15 protein-coding genes and 1 tRNA gene are annotated in these 19120 nt (G+C 59.3%); 2 read left to right on the forward strand and 14 right to left on the reverse strand.

The genetic code is table 11. The features are described from left to right. The first annotated feature begins 53 nt into the window (after positions 1-53). Complete coding sequence (locus tag DWZ52_RS08105; protein WP_118385299.1) at positions 54-923, forward strand: sugar phosphate isomerase/epimerase; 870 nt, start codon at positions 54-56, stop codon at positions 921-923. Positions 924-2135: 1212 nt separating this feature from the next. Here DWZ52_RS08105 and DWZ52_RS08110 read toward each other — a convergent pair. Further along, a complete protein-coding gene (locus DWZ52_RS08110; RefSeq protein WP_118385300.1) occupies positions 2136-3017 on the reverse strand; it encodes a PTS system mannose/fructose/sorbose family transporter subunit IID in 882 nt (293 codons plus the stop codon). A gap of 20 nt (positions 3018-3037) precedes the next feature. Beyond that, the gene (locus DWZ52_RS08115) at positions 3038-3835 is read right to left on the reverse strand and encodes a PTS sugar transporter subunit IIC (RefSeq protein ID WP_118385301.1); all 798 of its coding nucleotides are present in this window, start codon (positions 3833-3835) and stop codon (positions 3038-3040) included. Between the two features lie 374 nt (positions 3836-4209). Between DWZ52_RS08115 and DWZ52_RS08120 the strand changes: the two genes are divergently transcribed. Continuing rightward, the gene (locus DWZ52_RS08120) at positions 4210-4932 is read left to right on the forward strand and encodes a GntR family transcriptional regulator (RefSeq protein WP_118385302.1); all 723 of its coding nucleotides are present in this window, start codon (positions 4210-4212) and stop codon (positions 4930-4932) included. A 21-nt stretch (positions 4933-4953) separates the two neighbouring features. On the opposite strand, the gene DWZ52_RS08125 is transcribed toward DWZ52_RS08120, so the two are convergent. From DWZ52_RS08125 to DWZ52_RS08180, 12 genes are all read right to left on the reverse strand, one after another. Further along, positions 4954-5544 carry a GNAT family N-acetyltransferase gene (locus tag DWZ52_RS08125; protein WP_118385303.1) on the reverse strand — a complete coding sequence of 197 codons (591 nt, stop codon included), beginning with the start codon at positions 5542-5544 and terminating at the stop codon, positions 4954-4956. Between the two features lie 76 nt (positions 5545-5620). Further along, positions 5621-6646 carry a low specificity L-threonine aldolase gene (locus tag DWZ52_RS08130; protein ID WP_118271027.1) on the reverse strand — a complete coding sequence of 342 codons (1026 nt, stop codon included), beginning with the start codon at positions 6644-6646 and terminating at the stop codon, positions 5621-5623. Between the two features lie 45 nt (positions 6647-6691). Continuing rightward, positions 6692-7555 (reverse strand): phosphatase PAP2 family protein, encoded by an 864-nt coding sequence (locus DWZ52_RS08135; protein ID WP_118385304.1) that lies wholly within the window; start codon positions 7553-7555, stop codon positions 6692-6694. Positions 7556-7637: 82 nt separating this feature from the next. Next, complete coding sequence (gene mfd / locus DWZ52_RS08140; protein WP_118385305.1) at positions 7638-11270, reverse strand: transcription-repair coupling factor; 3633 nt, start codon at positions 11268-11270, stop codon at positions 7638-7640. Between the two features lie 159 nt (positions 11271-11429). Then, a complete protein-coding gene (gene nth / locus DWZ52_RS08145; RefSeq protein WP_117765566.1) occupies positions 11430-12095 on the reverse strand; it encodes an endonuclease III in 666 nt (221 codons plus the stop codon). 63 nt (positions 12096-12158) lie between these two features. Continuing rightward, on the reverse strand, positions 12159-13961 hold the full coding sequence (locus tag DWZ52_RS08150) for an ABC transporter ATP-binding protein (RefSeq protein ID WP_118385306.1): 1803 nt from the start codon (positions 13959-13961) through the stop codon (positions 12159-12161). Between the two features lie 123 nt (positions 13962-14084). Beyond that, a complete protein-coding gene (locus DWZ52_RS08155) occupies positions 14085-15440 on the reverse strand; it encodes a DNA recombination protein RmuC (RefSeq protein ID WP_118385307.1) in 1356 nt (451 codons plus the stop codon). 125 nt (positions 15441-15565) lie between these two features. Beyond that, positions 15566-16000, reverse strand: coding sequence for a hypothetical protein (locus DWZ52_RS08160; RefSeq protein WP_118385308.1), 435 nt, complete (start codon positions 15998-16000; stop codon positions 15566-15568). Between the two features lie 441 nt (positions 16001-16441). Continuing rightward, positions 16442-16981, reverse strand: coding sequence for a rubrerythrin (gene rbr / locus DWZ52_RS08165; RefSeq protein ID WP_117646627.1), 540 nt, complete (start codon positions 16979-16981; stop codon positions 16442-16444). Between the two features lie 112 nt (positions 16982-17093). Beyond that, positions 17094-17999, reverse strand: coding sequence for an adenine glycosylase (locus tag DWZ52_RS08170; protein ID WP_117773296.1), 906 nt, complete (start codon positions 17997-17999; stop codon positions 17094-17096). A 21-nt stretch (positions 18000-18020) separates the two neighbouring features. Further along, entirely contained in the window at positions 18021-18506 is a 486-nt protein-coding gene (locus tag DWZ52_RS08175) for an Rrf2 family transcriptional regulator (RefSeq protein ID WP_117773298.1), read from the reverse strand. A gap of 360 nt (positions 18507-18866) precedes the next feature. Then, a tRNA-Asp gene (locus DWZ52_RS08180) sits at positions 18867-18944 on the reverse strand. Positions 18945-19120: the final 176 nt, after the last annotated feature.

Below are 19120 nucleotides of genomic sequence, written 5' to 3' on the forward strand. Positions count from 1 at the left end.
ATTATATATAACGTCTGTGACGTTTAATACCATTTTATCTGAAAGGAGAACTGATGACCGGACGACGCATCGAACTTGCCACCATGAACCATCATTACATGTTTTATGACTTGGACGTTTTTTTTGAAAACGCATCCAAGCTGGGTTATCCGTGCGTTGAGCTGTGGACATCCCCGCAGCATTTTTTTATGGATTACCAGCAAAACGATCCAACGGAACGCGTTTTAGCATTAATGGATAAATTCGGTGTACGTGTTCACGGCATCTGCCCCGAACAATGCAACCCCAAGCCGCACAATATGGCCGCAAAGGATGAGTCAATTCAAAATCGCACCCTTGCATACTTTACCCGTGCGATCGATGTTGCAAAAACGCTTGGAGCAAGCCAGGTATTAGTTACCAGCGGTTGGGCATACTACGATGAACCGGTAGAACAAGCACGAGAGCGAAGTGCATCTATGCTCAAGAAAGTTGCACACTATGCAGAGTCGCAAGGCATAAATCTCGCCATTGAAGCACTTCGAGCACCGGAATCGCGAATTGCCAATACTGTTAAGGACCTCGAGTTGTTACTTGAGATGGTTGATGAAACGGCCCTTAAGGTATGCCTCGATATCGGTGCAATGGTCAGCGCCGGAGATACCATACAGGGATATTTCGATGCATTTGGCGCTAATTTGATTCATTCGCATTATGTTGACACAGGAGAACGTTCGCTTCATCTCGCACTCGGTGATGGCAATCGAAATATCGCGGAAGATATTATGACCTTTGAGCGCAACGGCTACACAGGAGTTCTAAGCGTTGAATGCACGGATTCAGAAACACTCACGAATCCAATGGCAGCAGACGCACGCTCGATGTCTGCCTATTTAGAGGCCTACCGCAGCATTGAGGGCATAGGGGCGGCTGGCACACGATAATTTGATGACAAGCAGCTTTGAAAATGGGCGTCAGCGTCAGCTGATGCCCATTTTCTTTGAAAAGACGTTGCCGTTCTAGCGGACCTCAAAGAGGCATGAAAGGAGGAGTTAACGTAACAGATGGAGACTAGCCAGAGCAGGTTTGTTACCGAAATGGTTGGAGCAACGCCCGATTCGAAGCAAGTCAATCCGGCATCCAAGCGCCTGGAATACGGATGATAGTTCATGCAGACTTAACCCTATTTGCCGGCTTTGGATAGAGATCCGACCGTCTTCTCGATTTCAACCACCATCCGCACCCCTCCATCACCTCGAGCACGCCCCAGTCGCTGCAACGCAAGGCCCACAAAGATTAGTCAATCGCGTTCCGCAACGACCAGCGTACTCGCTTCAGCCCAAAAGCCTCCCATGCCTTAGTCCGTTACCCAATATTGGAATCCCTCGCCTCCGCATCGCTTGACAATCCAATGGCAACGAAAACAAGTATCGAACCGTTTAACGACAACTGGGATGTACTATAGGCCGTGGAGCAAGGGCTAAGAATTCGCTCAGACACCTCGTCGCACCCAAACGCCACACCTCAGCGACCGCTGACAGCAGTCTTCTAACATTTTAATAAGGCAAATGCCTCGACAATCTCGCGCAAACCAATCTACCCTATATTTGCTCGCGGACAGTTCTAAACACCCGCGCAGGAACAATCGCAGACACAAGGGGCAAACATGCCCGGAGCCCGCATGTACCCCCCCATATTCACATCTCTGCATCCACCTCTTCTAAAAAGGGCGAGCGATCCGGCAAACGGCCTGCATGGGCACCTCTTCCGAAAGGGTTTAACGGTTCCGGAAAAGGTCATCGACCCGCGGGAACGATGGGCAACCGGACACATATTCTGTCCGAATAGTTAAAACGGACTCGGAATTTAAACGGCTGAAAAAGGGGCATCGACCTGCGTCGATGCCCCCAATGCGGACACACATTTTGTCCTATAAGCCCGGTTCTCTTGACTAAAGCCTGGATGCCCATTAGTCGAAGACGATCAGCGCAGCGATGAGTATTAGGTTAATTTGTCATCACGCCATTGAAAACGACTTTCTACAAACAGTACCAACAAGGCATCAATCCAGAATCACTTTAGACGAAATTAGGGGCACCGACACGGTCGATGCCCCTAATTAAAACATATTAGTCTGATCCCTCTTAAAGCAAGGTCTAAGCGAGCACGCCCAAGAAGCTAGCGATAAGGCTCGCTGCGATACCACCGAGAAGGAGAACTGTCAGACTTGCCTTCTTTTTAAGAAGCCAGTAGAACAGCATGGTAATTGCCAGAGGAATCATTGCCGGGAAAATGCCGTCCAAGACATCCTGAAGCACTACGGCACCGTCCTGAAATTGCAGAGGAGTCGTAATCCCAACCATGGTGGCAATCATTGCGCCCACGGTCATCAAACCGACTACGCTCGCCATATACATGACACGCTCCATCATGCCGCCACCCTGTAGCTGCTTGACATAATCAGCGCCGAGCGTATATCCGAACTTTCCGCCGAACCAGGTAATGAGGGCTTTAGGAATACCTGAAATCAAAAGAGCCAAAATTGGACCGAGAATTGAACCCTGAGCGGCAAGAGACGCACCCAGACCAAAGGAAATAATTCGAAGGGTTCCCTCGAGCAACGAATCACCGATGCCCGAAAGCGGACCCATGAGCGAAACCTTTAAGCTGTTGATAACTTCAGGGTTAAAGTTCTTCGGATCGCGCGCATACTCTTCCTCCATGGACGCAACAAGTCCAAGCACAAAGCTATTAAGCTGCTGCGTAATGTTATAAAGAGCGGTGTGGCGATGATAAGCGTCTTTCTTTCGCTGCAGAATCTCGGGATCCGATTCATCCGCATAGATTCGATCAAGAGTAGGGGCGATTGAATACAGGAAGCCCAGATTCATTTGGCCCTCGTAATTCCACGAAGCCTGAATCGCCCATGTTCGCCAAAAGAATTGCCAAAGTCGTTTATTCTCAGAAACGCTTTGCGGTTCAAGGCTTTTAAGCTCAGTAGTTTCGGATGCCTGAGCTCCAACAGTCTGCTCCACCATTTTAATGACCTCCTCGATACCTAGTCGTCGTCCTCAAGCGGATCGTAATCATCTGCCGACTGCGCCGCGAGCTGGCTTCCGCCATCATGAAACTTAATGTCTGAGAGAATAAGTGCAAGCAGAACTGCGAAGATAGCAACTGCAGTCACGTTAATGCTGAGGAAAGAGGCAGCAAAGAATCCAACGAAGAAGAACAGGGCCATCTTCTTCGTGAGCATAATGTTAAGCAGCAGAGCCATACCGAGCGCCGTAAGAACATTTCCAGCAAGGCCAAGGCCACTAGTCACCCAATCGGGAATCATGCCCACAATAGCCTGCACGAGATCAGTTCCCGCATAGATCGCCAAGAAAATGGGAACGAAATACATCAGCGCATACAGGACATTTCCCCAAATAATGTGCAGATGAAGTGCCTGCTTGAACTTTCCCTGGTCAATGAGAACGTCCGTTTTATGGGAAAACGCCGCGAGCACCATACGTACCGCAAGACCAATTGCCTGACCAAAGGCAGCTACGGGAACCGCAATAGTCAATGCAGCCTCTGGGCCAGCGCCCGTCAGAATGCAAAACGCCGTAGCAACAATTGATCCCATATTCATATCGGGAATCATTGCAGCACCGACATTAATCAGGCCAATGCTCATCAGTTCCAGCGTTGCGCCAGCCGCCAAGGCGGTAGGAATATCTCCCAATACGATACCGACCATAGTCGCGCCAATAAGAGGTCGTTCAAGGCTCAATCGACCCAACATGCGTGAGTCCATGATACAAATGACGCCCACGAGGCCAACGGCTACTGCTGCATAAAGCTGATTCATTACCGTCTCCTTTCCAACTATTCCTAATCACAACATCCTACGTTGCGAAGGACAGCATACAAGTCCGGATCTTGTACCCGTCTGATATAAGTCATCATATACGTCTTATATGTTGTATACACTAATTATCCAATTAACCCGGACAAACGGTAGATTTTTAGAGGCGAACGGTCAATAGGTGGCTAATTAGTAAAACTTATAGAACTAAACTAATTATGAGTTGACTAATATCTAGATGCGCTATATTGCTCAACTCAATCTTGGTGAAAGGAAAAAGGTACGTGCCCTTCACCGGCTCATTACCAGCAGTTTTATGGATATATAAGATACATGCTTGATTGATTAGGCATAAAAGTAGGATACAGGTTAGCCGTATGAGCATTTCGGTCAAGAAGAAACTGGCCCAATACGAGCGCTTGGCGGGCATGCTGCGCGACCGCATCGCCACCGGCACCTACGCACGCGGAGACAAGCTACCATCCGAGATGGAGCTCATGGACGAATCGGGGCTGTCGCGCAGCACCGTGCGCCATGCCCTTAAGGTGCTCGTTGATGAGGGTCTGGTTCGAACCGAGCGCGGGCGCGGCGCCTTTGTGGCCGACACGCCGGCGCTCCACGAGAACAACCTGGTGTTTTCGAGCTATACGGCGCAGGTCCAGGGTCAGGGCATGAAGCCCACCACGCGCACGGTGGACTCGGGCTTTACCAAGGCGGGCGGCAGCATAGCTAAGTTCTTTGATGCCGCCGTGGGCAGCAAGCTCGTCAAACTTGTCCGCCTGCGTTATCTGGACGATGCGCCGCTGTGCCTGGAGACCACCTATCTACCACCGAGCTTTGGGGCACTCATCGATCGCGATATCAACGGTTCGCTCTACGCCACGCTGCGCCAAGAATTCCATCGCGCGCCGGCGCAGGGGCACAAGACCTTTGAGGTGTGCTATGCCTCGCAAAACGAGGCGTTTTTGCTCAACGTTGAGCGCGGGCAGGCGCTGATCCTGATCACCGATTACGTCTACGACACCGACGGCCGCCCGCTCCATGTCTCCAAGCGCATCCAACGCACCGACCGCGCCAAATACACCGAGCCCATCGGCTAACCTGCCAAAATAAACCTGTCCCTAAATGGTAGGTTTGGGGAGGTCGGGGAACCAGGTTGGCTTAGGTTGGTTAGGGACGCGCTCGGCTAGGACCAACTCCATCCAACACATGTCGTACCAGCGGCCGAACTTTTGGGCGCAGCGGTCAAAGGCGCCCACCAGGCGGTAGCCCATATGGGCATGGAAATCCTGACTGTTGTGCGTCAGATACTCATCGTCCTTGTCGTGCGGCACGGCGATGAGGGCGCACATGTTGGTGATGCCCATCGCGATCAGACATTGCTTGAGCGCATCGTGCAGCTTGCGGCCCAGCCCGCCGTGGCGCACATCGCGTGCCAGGTAGATCGACGTCTCGACCGACCAGTCGTAGGCCTCGCGGCTGTTAAGCGCGCTCACATAGGCATAGCCTACCGGACGCCCGCCCAGCTCCATCACCAGATACGGATAGCGCTTGAGCGTGCGTTCGATGCGCCCGGCGAACTCCTCAACGCTCGGCACCTCGTATTCGCAGGTAATCGCCGTCTGGCGCACATACGGCTCATAGATGGCAAGCAACGCCGGCGCATCATCGGGCGTCGCCAGGCGAATCGTCGGCTCGGACATCTCGGTCATACAACTCTTCTCCCCAAAAGCAAAGGCCGCCCTGCGCCAAACCCAGCGCAAGGCGGCCCCTCGTCATTACATCAGGCTACAGGACAGCCGCCAGCGCGTCGATGTCCTCCTGCGTCGTGGCCCAGCTGGTGCAAAAGCGCACCACCGTGTGGGTCTCATCGTACTTTTCCCAGTACTCGATCGAGGCATGCTCGCGAATGCGGGCCATATCCTCGTTGGGCAGAATCACGAACTGCTGGTTCGTGGGCGTCTCCAAGAAGAACTGGTAGCCGCGCTCGTGCAGCACACGACGCAGCGCCTGAGCGGTCTCAATCGCCTGGCGACCAATCTCAAAATACAGGCCATCGGTAAAAAGAGCCTCGAACTGCACACCCGTCAGGCGGCCCTTGGCGAGCAGTGCGCCATGCTGCTTAATGCGCGGAATGGGATGTGCCGGGGCGTGCATGCCGCAAAACACCACGGCCTCGCCGCAAAGCGCGCCGCACTTGGTGCCGCCAATGTAGAACACGTCACACAGCTGCGCCAGCTCGGGCAGGGTAATGTCGCACTCATCGGCCGCCAGCGCATAGGCCAGGCGGGCGCCATCCACAAACAGCGGAATCTCGCGCTTCTGGCACACCGCATGAATCGCCGCGAGCTCGGCCTTGGAGTACAGCGTGCCGTACTCGGTCGATAGGCTCACGTACACGGCACCCGGAAACACCGTGTGTTCGTAGCTCTCGTTTTCGTAGAACACCTGGATATAGTTCTCGAGGTCCTCGGCGTGCATCTTGCCCTCGTAGCCGGGGATGGTGAGCACCTTGTGGCCGCCAAACTCGATGGCACCCGCCTCGTGACAGGCGACGTGGCCAGTCTCGGCAGCAACGACGCCCTCGTAGGGCGCGAGCAGCATGTCGATCACCGTCGCGTTGGCCTGCGTGCCGCCTACCAGGAAAAATACGTCGGCATCGGGCGCCTGGCAGGCCTCACGGATAAGCTGCTTGGCACGCTCGGTGTGTGCATCGGTGCCGTAGCCGGGCTGCGGCTCCATATTAGTGTCGACGAGCGCCTGCAGCACTGCCGGATGTGCGCCGTGGGAATAGTCATTGTTAAACGCGAGCATGGTAATCCTCTCTAGCCGGGCACGGGCCCGATGATTCAGATGGGGCTATTGTACGCCGCTCGGATAAGCAATGCGCGCTGCAAGGCACTCGAGCGCCAGCACCAGGGCAAAGCCGCAGCTCACGTCACTCAAAAAGTGCGCGCCGATCACGATGCGACCAAAGGCTACGAGCGCCGCAACCGCAGCGGCGACCCAAAAGACCACGCGGCGGCGCGGCGGCTTTTCCTTAAAGGCCGCCGCGGGAAGCCCGGCGAGCATAAGGCCGATCGCCGCGTGTGCCGTATGTCCGCTCGCAAACGACTTAAAGCCGTCCTTGATCACGCCAGCGGCGATATAGGCCCATTTGTCGGGGTTGCCGATCACCCACCACGGCTGAAAATCGAGTCCCTGCGTCACCTCGATCACGCGCATGCGCGGGCGCGACCACAGCGGCTTGATGATCACGTTGAGGATGATAGCCTGGGCGACCCACACGGCAAGCACCATCAACGCCCAGCGCGTGAGCTCTTTGGGCTCGGTCGTGCGCGTGAGGCGATAGACGATAAGATTGGCGGCGATGACCAGCACAAACGTCAGCACCAACTGAGCTGCGACGAGTTTGCCGCCGACCCGCAGGGACGAGATGACTTCATAGCCGGCCAGGCCGACGTTAACGAGGATACCGAGCACGGCGAGCCATTTGCTCCCCCTGGAGTCGGGACGCACCGCGCGCACGAGCATAACGCCCGCGATGCTCGCCGTCAGCTCGAACGGCAGCTCGCCGGCGGCCTCGATAAAGCGACCGTACATGCTGCCGATGTTGAACAGCGCGCTCGAGATCTGATAATCAAAGAAGCTGCCCACGCCCAGACAAAGGCACAGGACAACCGCAATGGCAGCGGCGTCTTTCTTGTAGATGTACCCGAACATAGCTTCCTTTCGATGGGGCGAGGTTTTCAACCTGCGACGTGGCGGAGCAAAGATACCTTTGTCCCGCCACGCCGCTTACCTGTTATTCATCATCACTGGCGCCCAGCTGCTGCAGCAGCATGAGTGCGGCCGCCACGGGGCCGGCGCCGTCGTTGGCGTCGAGGCCGCGGCCCAGGCCGCTGCCCGCACCGGCGCCCGCCTTGTAGGGCACCGACAGCTTGCGGCTCTTGGGGAAGTTCACCGCGCCATAGCGGGTCTTAAGCTCAAAGGCCACCTTCTTGGGCACGTCGACGCCCAAAAACGTGATGCGACCGCCGCTGAGCGTGACGCTCTCGAGCCCCAGGCGCTCGCCGCGAATGCGGATGCGCGCGCGATTGAACAGGTTGAGTCCCGCCAGCGGCAGCTCGCCATGCGCGGCCTCGGTCTCTTCCTGCACCTCATCGATGCTCTCCAGGTCCTCGGCCGCCGCGAGCTTACGGTACACGAGCACGCGCTGATCCACCGCCGGTAGGTACTCCTCGGACAAGAAGTAATCGGCCGGCAGGTTAATGCCCACGCTCGCCGCCTCGACGCCGGCATCGTCATCGCCGCGCGCCTCGGCCACTGCCTGGCCCAGCATCTGCGTAAACAGGTCAAAGCCCACACTCGACAGGTTACCGTGCTGCTCGGCGCCCATAAGCGAGCCGGCGCCGCGGATCTCCAGGTCGCGCATGGCGATGCGCATGCCGCTGCCCAGGTCCTGGAACTCGGAAAGTGCGGTCAGGCGCGCCGTGGCCTCCTCGGTGAGCGGCAGCTCGCCCGGGAACATAAAGTACGCGTAGGCCTGCGTGGCAGAGCGACCCACGCGGCCCTTGAGCTGGTAGAGCTGTGCCAGGCCCAGGCGCTGCGAATCCTCGATGATGAGCGTGTTGGCGCACGCGTTATCGATGCCGCTCTCCACGATGGTCGTGGCGATGAGCACGTCGATCTTTTTGGTCGCGAACTCGATCATCACGTCCTCGACCTCGCGCGGGCTCATCTTGCCGTGCGCCACGCCCACGCGTGCCTCGGGCGCGGCCTCGTGCACGCGTGCCACGGCGTCGTCGATGGTCTTGACGCGGTTGGACACGTAGTACACCTGGCCGCCGCGACCCACCTCCAGGCGAATCGCCGCGCTCACCACATCGGGGTCGTACTCCCCCACGTGCACGATCACGGGACGACGCCCGGTCGGCGGTGTGGTGATCAGGCTCATGTCGCGCACGCCGCTCGTGGCCATCTGCATGGTTCGCGGAATAGGCGTGGCCGATAGCGTGAGCACGTCAATCTGCTCGCGCAGGTTCTTGAGCTGCTCCTTGTGCTGCACGCCAAAGCGCTGCTCCTCGTCGATGATCACCAGGCCCAGGTTCTTGGGGTTCACATCGGCCGAAAGCAGACGATGCGTGCCGATGAGCACGTCGATCGTGCCCTCGGCAAACGCCTTGAGCGCGCGCTTTTGCTGCGCCGGCGTGCGGAAGCGGCTGAGCACCTCGACCTCAAGGCCAAACGGGGCAAAGCGCTCAAAGAACGTCTCGTAGTGCTGCTGGGCCAGAATGGTCGTGGGGCAGAGCACCATGACCTGACGGCCGGAGTCCACACACTTAAACGCCGCACGCAGGGCGACCTCGGTCTTGCCGAAACCCACGTCGCCGCACAGCAGGCGGTCCATGGGCTTGGGCGCCTCCATGTCGGCCTTGATGTCGGCGATAGCCTCCAGCTGGTCGCGCGTCTCGTCGTAGGGGAAGCTCTGCTCCATCTCGATCTGCTCGGGCGTGTCGGGCGGGCAAGCGATACCGGTAATCGAAGAGCGGCGCGTATACAGATCGACCAGGTCAAACGCCAGCTTTTTGGCGTTCTTGCGCGCCTTGTTGGTGGCGCGCGTCCAGTCGGCGGTGTTGAGCCTGGTCAGGCGCGGCTTGTCGCCGTCGGGGCCAACATAGCGTGTGATGCGGTCAACCTGCTCGAGCGGCACGTAGAGCTTGTCGCCGTCGGCATATTCCAGCAAAAAGTAGTCGCGCTCCTTGCCGCCCACTTCCTGGCGCGCGATCTCGCTAAAGAGCGCGATGCCATGCGTTGCGTGCACCACGTAGTCGCCCGGCTTAAACGGAAACGTGATCTGCGTAATGTCCACCTTGCGGCGGCTGCGCGCGCGGTTGGCGTCCATGCGGGCGTTGAGGTCGGCGATCGAGAACACGGCCAGGTTGGCATCGGGCACCACCACGCCCTGCGGCAAGGCGGCATCGACAAAGGTCACGCGTCCGCGCGAGATGGTGGGCACGGTGGCGCCGGCGGCAGCCTGGGCGGCACCTGCCTCGAGCGAGCGGGCGTTGAGCGCGTCGGCCTTGCGTTCGCGAATTGCAGCATGAGCATCCTGGCGGACAGCACGATCGGCAGAATCCGCCGCTGCCACGCGCACACGGTCGCCAATAGCGCCCGCGTTTTCGGGCGCGGCCGTCAGCGACTCCTCAAAAGTAATACCCTCATCGCCAAAGGTGAGCTCCATCGACTCGCGCGCACCGCGGTCGGGGATGGCAAATACGCAGGCATAGCGCTTGCCCACGACCTCCTGGATGCGCGTCATAAAGCGATTGTCCGAGCCTGCGATGGCCGGCTGCTCAATCTTGAGCTCTGCCGTCACCGCACCGCCGGCACGAATCAAGCTCACGTAGTTAAGGCGCTGCTGGGCACCAAAGTCGAGTTGCTGGGCACGCACGTACAGGCCGTCCAGACGGTCGACCCCCGCCTCGCCGGCACGTGCCTCGATATCCTCGTAGGCACGCAGGCAATCGTCGAACAGCGAGCGCGGCTCGGACAGCACCACGAGCGCCTTGCCGCTCACGTGCGCCAGCGGGCTCACGGTCTGGCCGTACATCACCGGCAAAAAGCGATCGAGCTCGGGCGTGACGATGCGCGCATCCACCATCTCGAGCAGCGCCGCCAGTTTGCTGTCGTCCTGGCTGGCACGATAGAGCGCCACATGCATGTTGTGGACGGCGTCGTCGGTGAGTGCGAGCTCGCGACAGGGGAAAATCTCGATGCTGTCCTCGTTGCCGATGGTCTGGCCCGTGGAACCCACCATGCGGCGGATGCGGTCGATCTCGTCGCCGAAAAATTCAATGCGCACGGGCGCCTTTTCCTGCGCGGGAAACACCTCGACGGTGTCGCCGTGCACACGGAACAGGCCGGGCGCGTCGGCGGCGCCGGCATTGGTGTAGCCCATGCCCACCAGACACTGCGGCACCTCGTCAAAGGGAATCTCCTCGCCCACCGCAAAAGTAGTGGACTCCCAGTAGCGACTCTCGACCGGCGGCACGCAGCGCAGCAGTGCGCGGGCCGAGGCGACCATAATGCAGTTGTCGCCGCGCACGATGCGCCCGAGCGCCTCGCAGCGCTGCGCCACCACGACGTCGTCGGGCGCCTGCTCGCGCCACGGATAGTCCTTGCGCTCGGGGAAGCGGCACACGTGCGCCAGCCCCACATAGGCGGCAAGGCTGCGGGCGGCACGATCGGCCGCGTCCTCGCCGCTCACAATGTAGACCGTGGGGCGCGGACGGCGCGCAAACTGGGCGGCCGCCATGAGCGTACGGCCCGACTGCGACACGGCCAGCGTCACGTCCTCGCCGGCATCGAGTCCGGCCTCGACGGTCTGCAAGGCCTCGGCAGTGTAGAGCTGCGCGGCTATACGGTGAATGAGCATGCTGTTCCTCCGGCATCGCAACGCCAAAAGCCCGCCGGGGCAAGCTCGGCGGGTCGTACGTCAAATACATTGTCTGTCATGGTAGCGCATGGAGAGGACTCCAGCTCAAGCGTACGCCCAGCCCCGCAACAAAAACGCCAGACGGAGATGCGTTCTGCCCTACCCCGCTACGCGCACGCTGGGGCACAAATCTGCCAGCGGACACTCGTCACACTTGGGTTTGCGGGCGTCGCAGATCTCGCGACCAAAGGTGATCCACTGATGGTTGACCGACTCCCAATACTCGTGCGGCAAAATCTTAAGCAGATCCTGCTCGGTCTTGAGCGGTTCCTTGGCATGCGTCTTGGGACTCAGCATCAGGCGGTGCGCAATGCGGTTGACGTGCGTATCCACCGCGATGCCTTCCACGATGCCGTACCCCACGTTGAGCACGATGTTCGCCGTCTTGCGTCCCACGCCCGGCAGCTTCACGAGTTCCTTCATGTCGGCCGGCACCTCGCCGTCATAGTCGGTGACGATCATCTGCGCGGCCTCGACGGCATGCTTGGCTTTGCTCTTGTAGAAGCCGAGCGACTTGATGGTGTCCGCCACGTCAGCTACGCTCGCCCCGGCCATGGCCTCGGGCGTGGGCCACTGGGCAAACAGCCGCGGCGTCACTTTGTTGACCTGCGCATCGGTCGTTTGCGCCGAAAGCAGCACCGCGATCAGCAGGCGGAAGGGATTCTCGTGGTCCAAAAAGCACTCGACCGGGCCATAGCGACGGTTGAGGCGCTCACACACCTCGATGGCGCGCTCGCGCTTGGCGGCATTGGTCTCGCGTGGCATAGCGACTCCTCGGCTCAACGGCACAATAAACTTATGGGCACAATTGTCCCACGTCCGAGACGTTTACGCCTCCAAGAATGCGCCGGTCTGACGGCTCCACAGGTTCGCGTACTCGCCGCCCGCCTCGACGAGCTGCACATGCGTGCCGTCCTCGACGATCTCGCCATCCGCCAGTACCACGATGCGGTCGAGCGCCGCCACGGTGGACAGGCGATGCGCCACCACAATGGAGGTGCGGCCGCGCATCAGGTTCTCGAGAGCTTCCTGCACCAGCGCCTCGGACTCGCTGTCCAGGGCAGAGGTCGCCTCGTCGAGCACCAGAATCGGCGCGTCGGTGAGAATCGCGCGGGCGATGGCCACGCGCTGACGCTGGCCGCCCGAGAGCTTGACGCCGCGCTCGCCCACCATGGTGTCAAAGCCACGAGGCAAGCGGTCGATAAACTCCAGGGCGTTGGCCAGGCGCGCAGCCTCGCGAATCTGCTCATCAGTGGCGTTGGGACGACCGTAGGCAATGTTTTCTCGAATGGAGCGGTGGAACAGCAGCGCCTCCTGCGGCACGTAGGCAACCTGGCGGCGCAGGCTCTGCTGCGTGCAGTGCGAGACATCCTGACCGTCCACGAGCACGCGGCCGCCCTGAACATCGTCCAGACGCAGCAGCAGCTTGGTGAGCGTCGTCTTACCCGAGCCCGATTTGCCCACCAGGCCCACGCGCTGGCCCGCCGCCACATGAAGTGTCAGGTCATCGAACACGTTCTCGCCCGCCGCAGCGTCACGGTACGCAAAGCTCAGGTGCTCAAAATCAATCCCGCCCTCGGTCACTTTGAGCTCAGGGGCGTCCGGGTCGTCTGCCACCAAACGCGGCTCGTCCAGCACGCGCGTCATCTCGGCCGCATCGCCCAAAGCGCGGTTGATGCGCTGCATCATGGAACTCACGTAGTTCAGGCGCATGGTGAGGTTATAGGTGTAGGTAAAGATCATGACGAGCGAGCCGGCCGAGATGCCAAACCACGCATTGCCGCCCGCCACGAACACACTCACCACGGCCATGGTGATGACGATAAGGCCCGAGGTCGTAAAGTTTCGCTGCATCATGGCGTGCATCGAGACCGTCTCGGCGTCGCGCGCGGCGCGATCGGCGGTATCGAACAGGTCGCGCTCAAAGTCCTCGCGCCCGCAGGTCTTGACGGCCAGGATGTTCGTGACCGCGTCAGACAGGACACCCGAGAGCTTGTTTTGTGCAGCAGACGTCGCAGCCGAAAGTGGCATGATGCGTTTGTACATAAGCCAGACAAACGCAATGTAGACGACCATGATGGCAACCAGGATCACGGTAAATGCGGGCACCACCGGGGCGAGCGCCGCCACCGTGCAGATGACCGAGGTGATGGTGGGAATGAGCGAATACACCGTCACGTCCACCAGACCCGTATAGCCGCTCATAAAACGGCTTGTCTGGCTCACAAGCGATCCGCCAAAGCGGCTGGTATGGAATGTCATGGATTGGTTGGAGAGCGTGTCGAAGCACAGACGCGCCAGGTGATAGTTGCCCGCAATCTCGAGCTTGTAGACGGTGTAGTCCTGCAGCTTGGAGAGGATTTGACCCACCAGGTTAACGAGCACGAGCGCCAGGATATAGGGGCCGAAGACCTCAAACACCTGGTCACCCGCCACGGGACCGGCTTGAATGCGGTCGACAATGAGGGCCATCACATAGGTATTGGCAAACGTCAGCAAAAAGATGTAGCCCGCCGACGAGAGCACCGAGAGAAAGACAATCAGCGGCTGTGTGCGCGTGACACCCCAAAACCGCTGCAGCGTGCGGCGCACGGTGGAGCGGCTGAGCGGACTGGTGCTTCTCTGAGACATGGGCTTCCTTTCGCATCTGATAGGGCGAAACGCCATTGTTGCACATTGAAGCGCACTTCAGGCAAGCGCGATGCGAAAAGCGCCCGCGCCGTGCTTGCGCCGGCGCCCCGCCGTCAGATGCAGCTAGTCCTCGTCTTTTTGGTCTGCGGGCAGGTCTGCGGACTCCAAGCCCAAAATCGCGTCGGCCTCCCGCGCGTCTTCCAGCGCGTCGATGTCCTTGAGTTTGCGCTCCATGACGTTGGTGCGCGTGGTGATGATGCCCTCGACCGTTTTGCCCGCGGTCTCGATCTGCTGCTGGGCGCGGCGCAGCGCCGCCTGATAACGCGGCAGCTCGGCCTTGACGGCGGAGAGCACGCGCAGTACGTCGTCGGTACGTTTTTGCAGCCTAAACGTCTGGTAGCTCATCTGCAGGCTGTTGAGAATGGCGGCCATGGTGCTGGGGCCGGCAACGTTGACGTGATAGTCGCGGCCCAGGGTCTCGATAAGCCCGGGGCGACTGACGACCTCGGCATACAGGCCCTCAAACGGCACGAACATAATGCCAAAGTTGGTGGTCGCGGGTACGCTCAGGTACTTTTCGCAGATGTCCTTTGCCTCGCGCTTCACCATCATATCGAGCGCCTTGCGCGCAGCGGCAACGGCCTCCGCGTCGCCCGACTCTTGCGCGTCGAGCAGGTGCTCGTACGCGTCGCCCGGAAACTTGGAGTCAATCGGCAACAGCACGGGGTCGCCCTCGTCCACCGGCAGCTTGACGGCAAACTCAACGCGTTCCGAGGCGCCGGGCTTAGTGGCGACGTTTTCCAGATACTGGTCGGGCGTGAGGATGTCCGCCAGGATCGCGCCCAGCTGCACCTCGCCCAAAATGCCACGCGCTTTGACGTTGCCCAGCACGCGCTTAAGGTCGCCCACGCCGGTGGCGATAGACTGCATGTCGCCCAGGCCCTTGTACACGGCCTCGAGCTGGTCGCTCACCTGCTTAAACGATGCAGACAGGCGGTCGTTGAGCGTGCGGGAGAGTTTCTCGTCCACCGTTGCGCGCATCTGATCGAGCTGCACGCTGTTGTCCTTGCGGATGGCGCCCAGCTGGGCATCGACCGTCTCGCGCACCTTGTCCAGGCGATGCTCGATACCTTCGCGGTTGGCGCCAAGCTGTTGGGCCGTCTCGCGGCGCAGGTCATCCATACGGTCGCCGGCCTGCGAGAACTCGCGCGCAATGGTCAGGTAGCGCTGCTGCTCTACGGCGGCGTCGGTCGTCTGCTGCTGCGCGATGGCATTTGCCGTGCGGCGGGTTTCGGCCAACGCGACGTTCAGGGTGTCGAGCGTGCTGTTGGCCTGCTCGAGCGCTGCCAGCGTTTCCGCGCTACTGTCGCCACGCTTCCGCAGCTCGGCACGCAGGCTCTTGAGCTGGAGGGCGCAAGCCACAGCAACCCCCACCGCCACCAAGGCGATCACAACAAGCACAATATCAATAGCAGACATAAACTCCGCCCAACAAACCCAATCGAGCACCAATCAAAACCGCGATCAATCTTACCCCGCCACACACACGGATCACTCACTGCCTTGCAGACAAATTTCTCTTAGAGCCGCGGGCGCTAAAAACGCTAGCTCTCCCAGCCGGCGCGGATGGTTGTTATGACGTCACCTAGGCGCTGGCCCAGGGCCGCTAGATGTTGGAGCACCTCGTTGGGCGATGCGCCGTTGAGGATGCACGTGAGGGCATACGACGCCAGAAAGATGGCCGCAAGCCCCAGCGGGATGAGCACGATCATCGCCAAGATGCGCAGGCGCTGGCCCACGCGGCGACGACGCGCACGACGCTTGTCGAACGCGAGCTCCTGCGCATATGAATCTTGCTGTACGGAATAGGCCTCTGGTGCCGATTCACACCCGGGCACAGCTGCAGGTACAGCAGCGGGCACGACATTTTGCGCAAAGGGCTGGACTGCCGCCCCTTGCATTTGCATCTCCATGAGTCGTTGCTGCTGACGCAGCATGCGCTCAGCTTGTTGCTGCGGAGTCTCAAGAAACAGATCCATGCTGGCCTCCAAAATCGGAGCATTCGACGCTTACGACCAGCATCCCGCACCGCCATGACCGCGACAACGCAATCGCCGGCAATAGCCACATAGTTTCTTTTGCTCAAAAGCTGTCGAAAAGCTCAACAACTCCCCTACCAGCACTTTCTCTGAGCTTTTTTCGCCAACAATCTTTTGGCCTTCCATCCTTACGCCAACTGACCAAAATCTAACCAATAGCTTGACGAAAATTGTGGAGACCGGGACCCCACAAAAACGTGCCGCCCCAAAAAGGGGCGGCACACAACCTTTTTTATCAGTTTTTCTGTATCGAGCACGCGACGACCCAACGCCGGAGCGCAAGGCGGGGAAATACCTTTGCCTCGCGCGACTCTGCGAAGCCGTGAGCGAGAGGGAAAGGTATTTCCCCGCCCTGCGCTCCGCAGCAGCCAGCGCCAAGCGCTAGTAGTTCACCACCTGCTCCTCAAAGTACGCCTTGGGGTGGTTACACACCGGGCACACCTCAGGTGCCTCGGCACCAACGTGCAGATGTCCGCAGTTCAGGCACTTCCACACCTTTACGCCCTCGCGCTCAAACACCTCGCCCGACTCAATGCGCTCGACGAGCTTGTTGTAGCGCTCCTCGTGGGCCTTCTCGACGGCGGCGACGCCACGGAACTTCTCGGCGATCTCGGCAAAACCCTCCTCCTCGGCGGTCTTGGCAAACTCGTCATACATCGTGGTCCACTCGTAGTTCTCGCCCGCGGCGGCGTCGCGCAGGTTGTCCAGAGTGCCCGGAACGGCGCCGTCGTGCAGATATTTAAACCACAGTTTGGCGTGCTCGGACTCGTTACCCGCCGTCTCGGCAAAGATATTCGAGATCTGAACGTAACCGTCCTTTTTAGCCTTGGATGCATAGTAGCGATACTTGGTGTGCGCCTGGGACTCACCGGCAAAAGCGGTCTCAAGGTTCTTCTTGGTTTGGGAGCTCTCAAAATCCATAGGTGTACTTCCCTTCAATACATGCCGCCCATAGGCTTTGAGCGGCCTTATTTTATGGTACCCCCTGCCGAAAATCTAAACCTTACAATCCTGTTCTTCAGATTTGCACGGGCTAAATGCTCAGCCAGCGATCGCCCTCGGCTCGGCAAAAGCCCTCACGCTCCAGGTCAGCTAGAATACCCGCGATCAAGTCGCACTCGACCGGCCCGCGACCGGCTGCCGCTTCCATCTCGTTAACGCCCACCACGGTATCAGCAAGCGTAATCCCCGCCGGCTGGCCATCGCGCGCTGCCAGCAACATACGCACGATATGCGCGCGCTTTTGGCGACGTGAGCCCTCAAACTTTGATTGACGGCTATAGCCCGCCGAGCGCCTGGACGGATTGGGCAACGTCTTTTTTAGATATGCGCCGTAATCCAGCAACGCGTAATACCACGCGCGCGGCGTGTCGGCATCATCGAGCGGCACGGCAAAGGGAGCGATCTCGTCGGTCGCCGCACCGGGGGCCGCCGGACAGGCGGCTTGGATCAGCGGCACCAGCTCGCGATCGGGAACAGCCGGCATATCGGGAAAGAAGTGATGCAGAAAGACCGTGCGCACGTTGGTCTCCAGATACACGCCCGGAAGATCAAACGCAAACGACCGGATACCCTGCGCCGTTGCCGGGCCAATACCAGGAAGAGCGACCAAGTCACGTGTCTCGTGCGGAAACTCCCCGTCCCAGTCCTCTATAACGCGCTGGGCGGCCTTGTGGAGCGCCAGAGCGCGTCGGTTGTAGCCCATCCCCTGCCAAGCGTCCAAAACATCGGAAGGCGCGGCCTGGGCAAGCGCCTGCACAGTCGGAAAACGATCGAGCCACACCGGCATGCGCGCCTCCACGCGCGGCACCTGCGTTTGCTGCAGCATGACCTCAGAAAGCCAAATGATGTACGGATCGCGTGTGCGGCGCCACGGAAGGTCGCGATAACGCAGGACCCCTTCCGAACGAATCATCGAACGAAAGGGGTCCTGAATCATGGCTATGCTCCTTATGCGGCGCTATTCCTCCCGGCAAGCGCACGCGCAGGTGGCGTACTCGGGAAACGCTTCGCGGTCGGCGAACTTGGGATCGACGGCCGGGAACTGGCGGTGAGCGACGATGTCGCCGAGCGAAACGGAATCGAGGTAGTCGCGCATCAACGCCTGGGCTCCGGCCCACAGGGGATGATAGCAGCACGCGCCCATGCGCGCACAGTCGCCATCGGGTGCGGTGCAATCGTTCATAACCATAGGACCCTGAACGGCCTCGACGACCTGACGAATGGTGACGTCGTCCGGACTGACCTTGAGACGCATGCCACCGTGGACGCCACGCAGGCTCTCCACAATACCGGCCTGGACCAAGCCGTGTTGAATCGAACGGGCAAACGAATACGGGACATTGACCTCTTCGGCAGCGGTGCGAACAGAAAGCAAACACTCCGGATCCTCGGCAAGCATCGCCAGCATACGAAGGGCGTAATCAGTCTTCCTCGATATGTCCATTTTTCCCCTTTCAAGGAATACGAACAGCTCGAACGAGCTCCGGGGCCGAGCTTGTGTCGAGACGCTAAATGACCGCTAGGACATCCAAATGGTAAATCGGATATCCACTGAGTGCCGCGCTTGGAGCGAAATGCATCAGATGCGGCCTACAGTGCAATTTAGTATAACCTAACCCCCCTGTCTCGTTGAACAGGTGTTGCGCAACAAAGCTGTTGTTTAGACAGATATGCTTATTAGATTTTACTTGCGTTCCCGAAGGGGCGGGGATTCTGGGCGAAGATGCGCCAGGGCGATCGTTCTATCGAAACAAAGTGCATCAAACGCAAAAAGCCACGTCCGAAGACGTGGCTTTAATTGCGTTGGCGGGAAGTACGGGGCTCGAACCCGCGACCTCCGACGTGACAGGCCGGCGCTCTAACCAAACTGAGCTAACTCCCCAGGCAGGCGTTCGCGTTTGTTTCCGCTCGCGTGCGCTGCGGGGATTAGTATACACAGAAGTCTGTCCGGCGCGCAACAACTTTTTTGAAAAAATTTTTCGGTCCCTCCGGGAGGGTCTCCGGGGCTGGGGGCGGGGGTTAAGTTTGCTGCTCTACAGTCCTGCGCAAGACGGAAAG

The sequence above is a fragment of the Collinsella sp. AF33-16 genome (genome assembly GCF_003475325.1).
GTDB lineage: Bacteria > Actinomycetota > Coriobacteriia > Coriobacteriales > Coriobacteriaceae > Collinsella.

What these genes read in the sequence shown, in the direction of transcription:
- DWZ52_RS08105 (WP_118385299.1), top strand. Translation starts at nt 54, where the DNA reads ATGACCGGACGACGCATCGAACTTGCCACCATGAACCATCATTACATG.
- DWZ52_RS08110 (WP_118385300.1), bottom strand. Translation starts at nt 3,017, where the DNA reads ATGGTGGAGCAGACTGTTGGAGCTCAGGCATCCGAAACTACTGAGCTT.
- DWZ52_RS08115 (WP_118385301.1), bottom strand. Translation starts at nt 3,835, where the DNA reads ATGAATCAGCTTTATGCAGCAGTAGCCGTTGGCCTCGTGGGCGTCATT.
- DWZ52_RS08120 (WP_118385302.1), top strand. Translation starts at nt 4,210, where the DNA reads ATGAGCATTTCGGTCAAGAAGAAACTGGCCCAATACGAGCGCTTGGCG.
- DWZ52_RS08125 (WP_118385303.1), bottom strand. Translation starts at nt 5,544, where the DNA reads ATGACCGAGATGTCCGAGCCGACGATTCGCCTGGCGACGCCCGATGAT.
- DWZ52_RS08130 (WP_118271027.1), bottom strand. Translation starts at nt 6,646, where the DNA reads ATGCTCGCGTTTAACAATGACTATTCCCACGGCGCACATCCGGCAGTG.
- DWZ52_RS08135 (WP_118385304.1), bottom strand. Translation starts at nt 7,555, where the DNA reads ATGTTCGGGTACATCTACAAGAAAGACGCCGCTGCCATTGCGGTTGTC.
- mfd (WP_118385305.1), bottom strand. Translation starts at nt 11,270, where the DNA reads ATGCTCATTCACCGTATAGCCGCGCAGCTCTACACTGCCGAGGCCTTG.
- nth (WP_117765566.1), bottom strand. Translation starts at nt 12,095, where the DNA reads ATGCCACGCGAGACCAATGCCGCCAAGCGCGAGCGCGCCATCGAGGTG.
- DWZ52_RS08150 (WP_118385306.1), bottom strand. Translation starts at nt 13,961, where the DNA reads ATGTCTCAGAGAAGCACCAGTCCGCTCAGCCGCTCCACCGTGCGCCGC.
- DWZ52_RS08155 (WP_118385307.1), bottom strand. Translation starts at nt 15,440, where the DNA reads ATGTCTGCTATTGATATTGTGCTTGTTGTGATCGCCTTGGTGGCGGTG.
- DWZ52_RS08160 (WP_118385308.1), bottom strand. Translation starts at nt 16,000, where the DNA reads ATGGATCTGTTTCTTGAGACTCCGCAGCAACAAGCTGAGCGCATGCTG.
- rbr (WP_117646627.1), bottom strand. Translation starts at nt 16,981, where the DNA reads ATGGATTTTGAGAGCTCCCAAACCAAGAAGAACCTTGAGACCGCTTTT.
- DWZ52_RS08170 (WP_117773296.1), bottom strand. Translation starts at nt 17,999, where the DNA reads ATGATTCAGGACCCCTTTCGTTCGATGATTCGTTCGGAAGGGGTCCTG.
- DWZ52_RS08175 (WP_117773298.1), bottom strand. Translation starts at nt 18,506, where the DNA reads ATGGACATATCGAGGAAGACTGATTACGCCCTTCGTATGCTGGCGATG.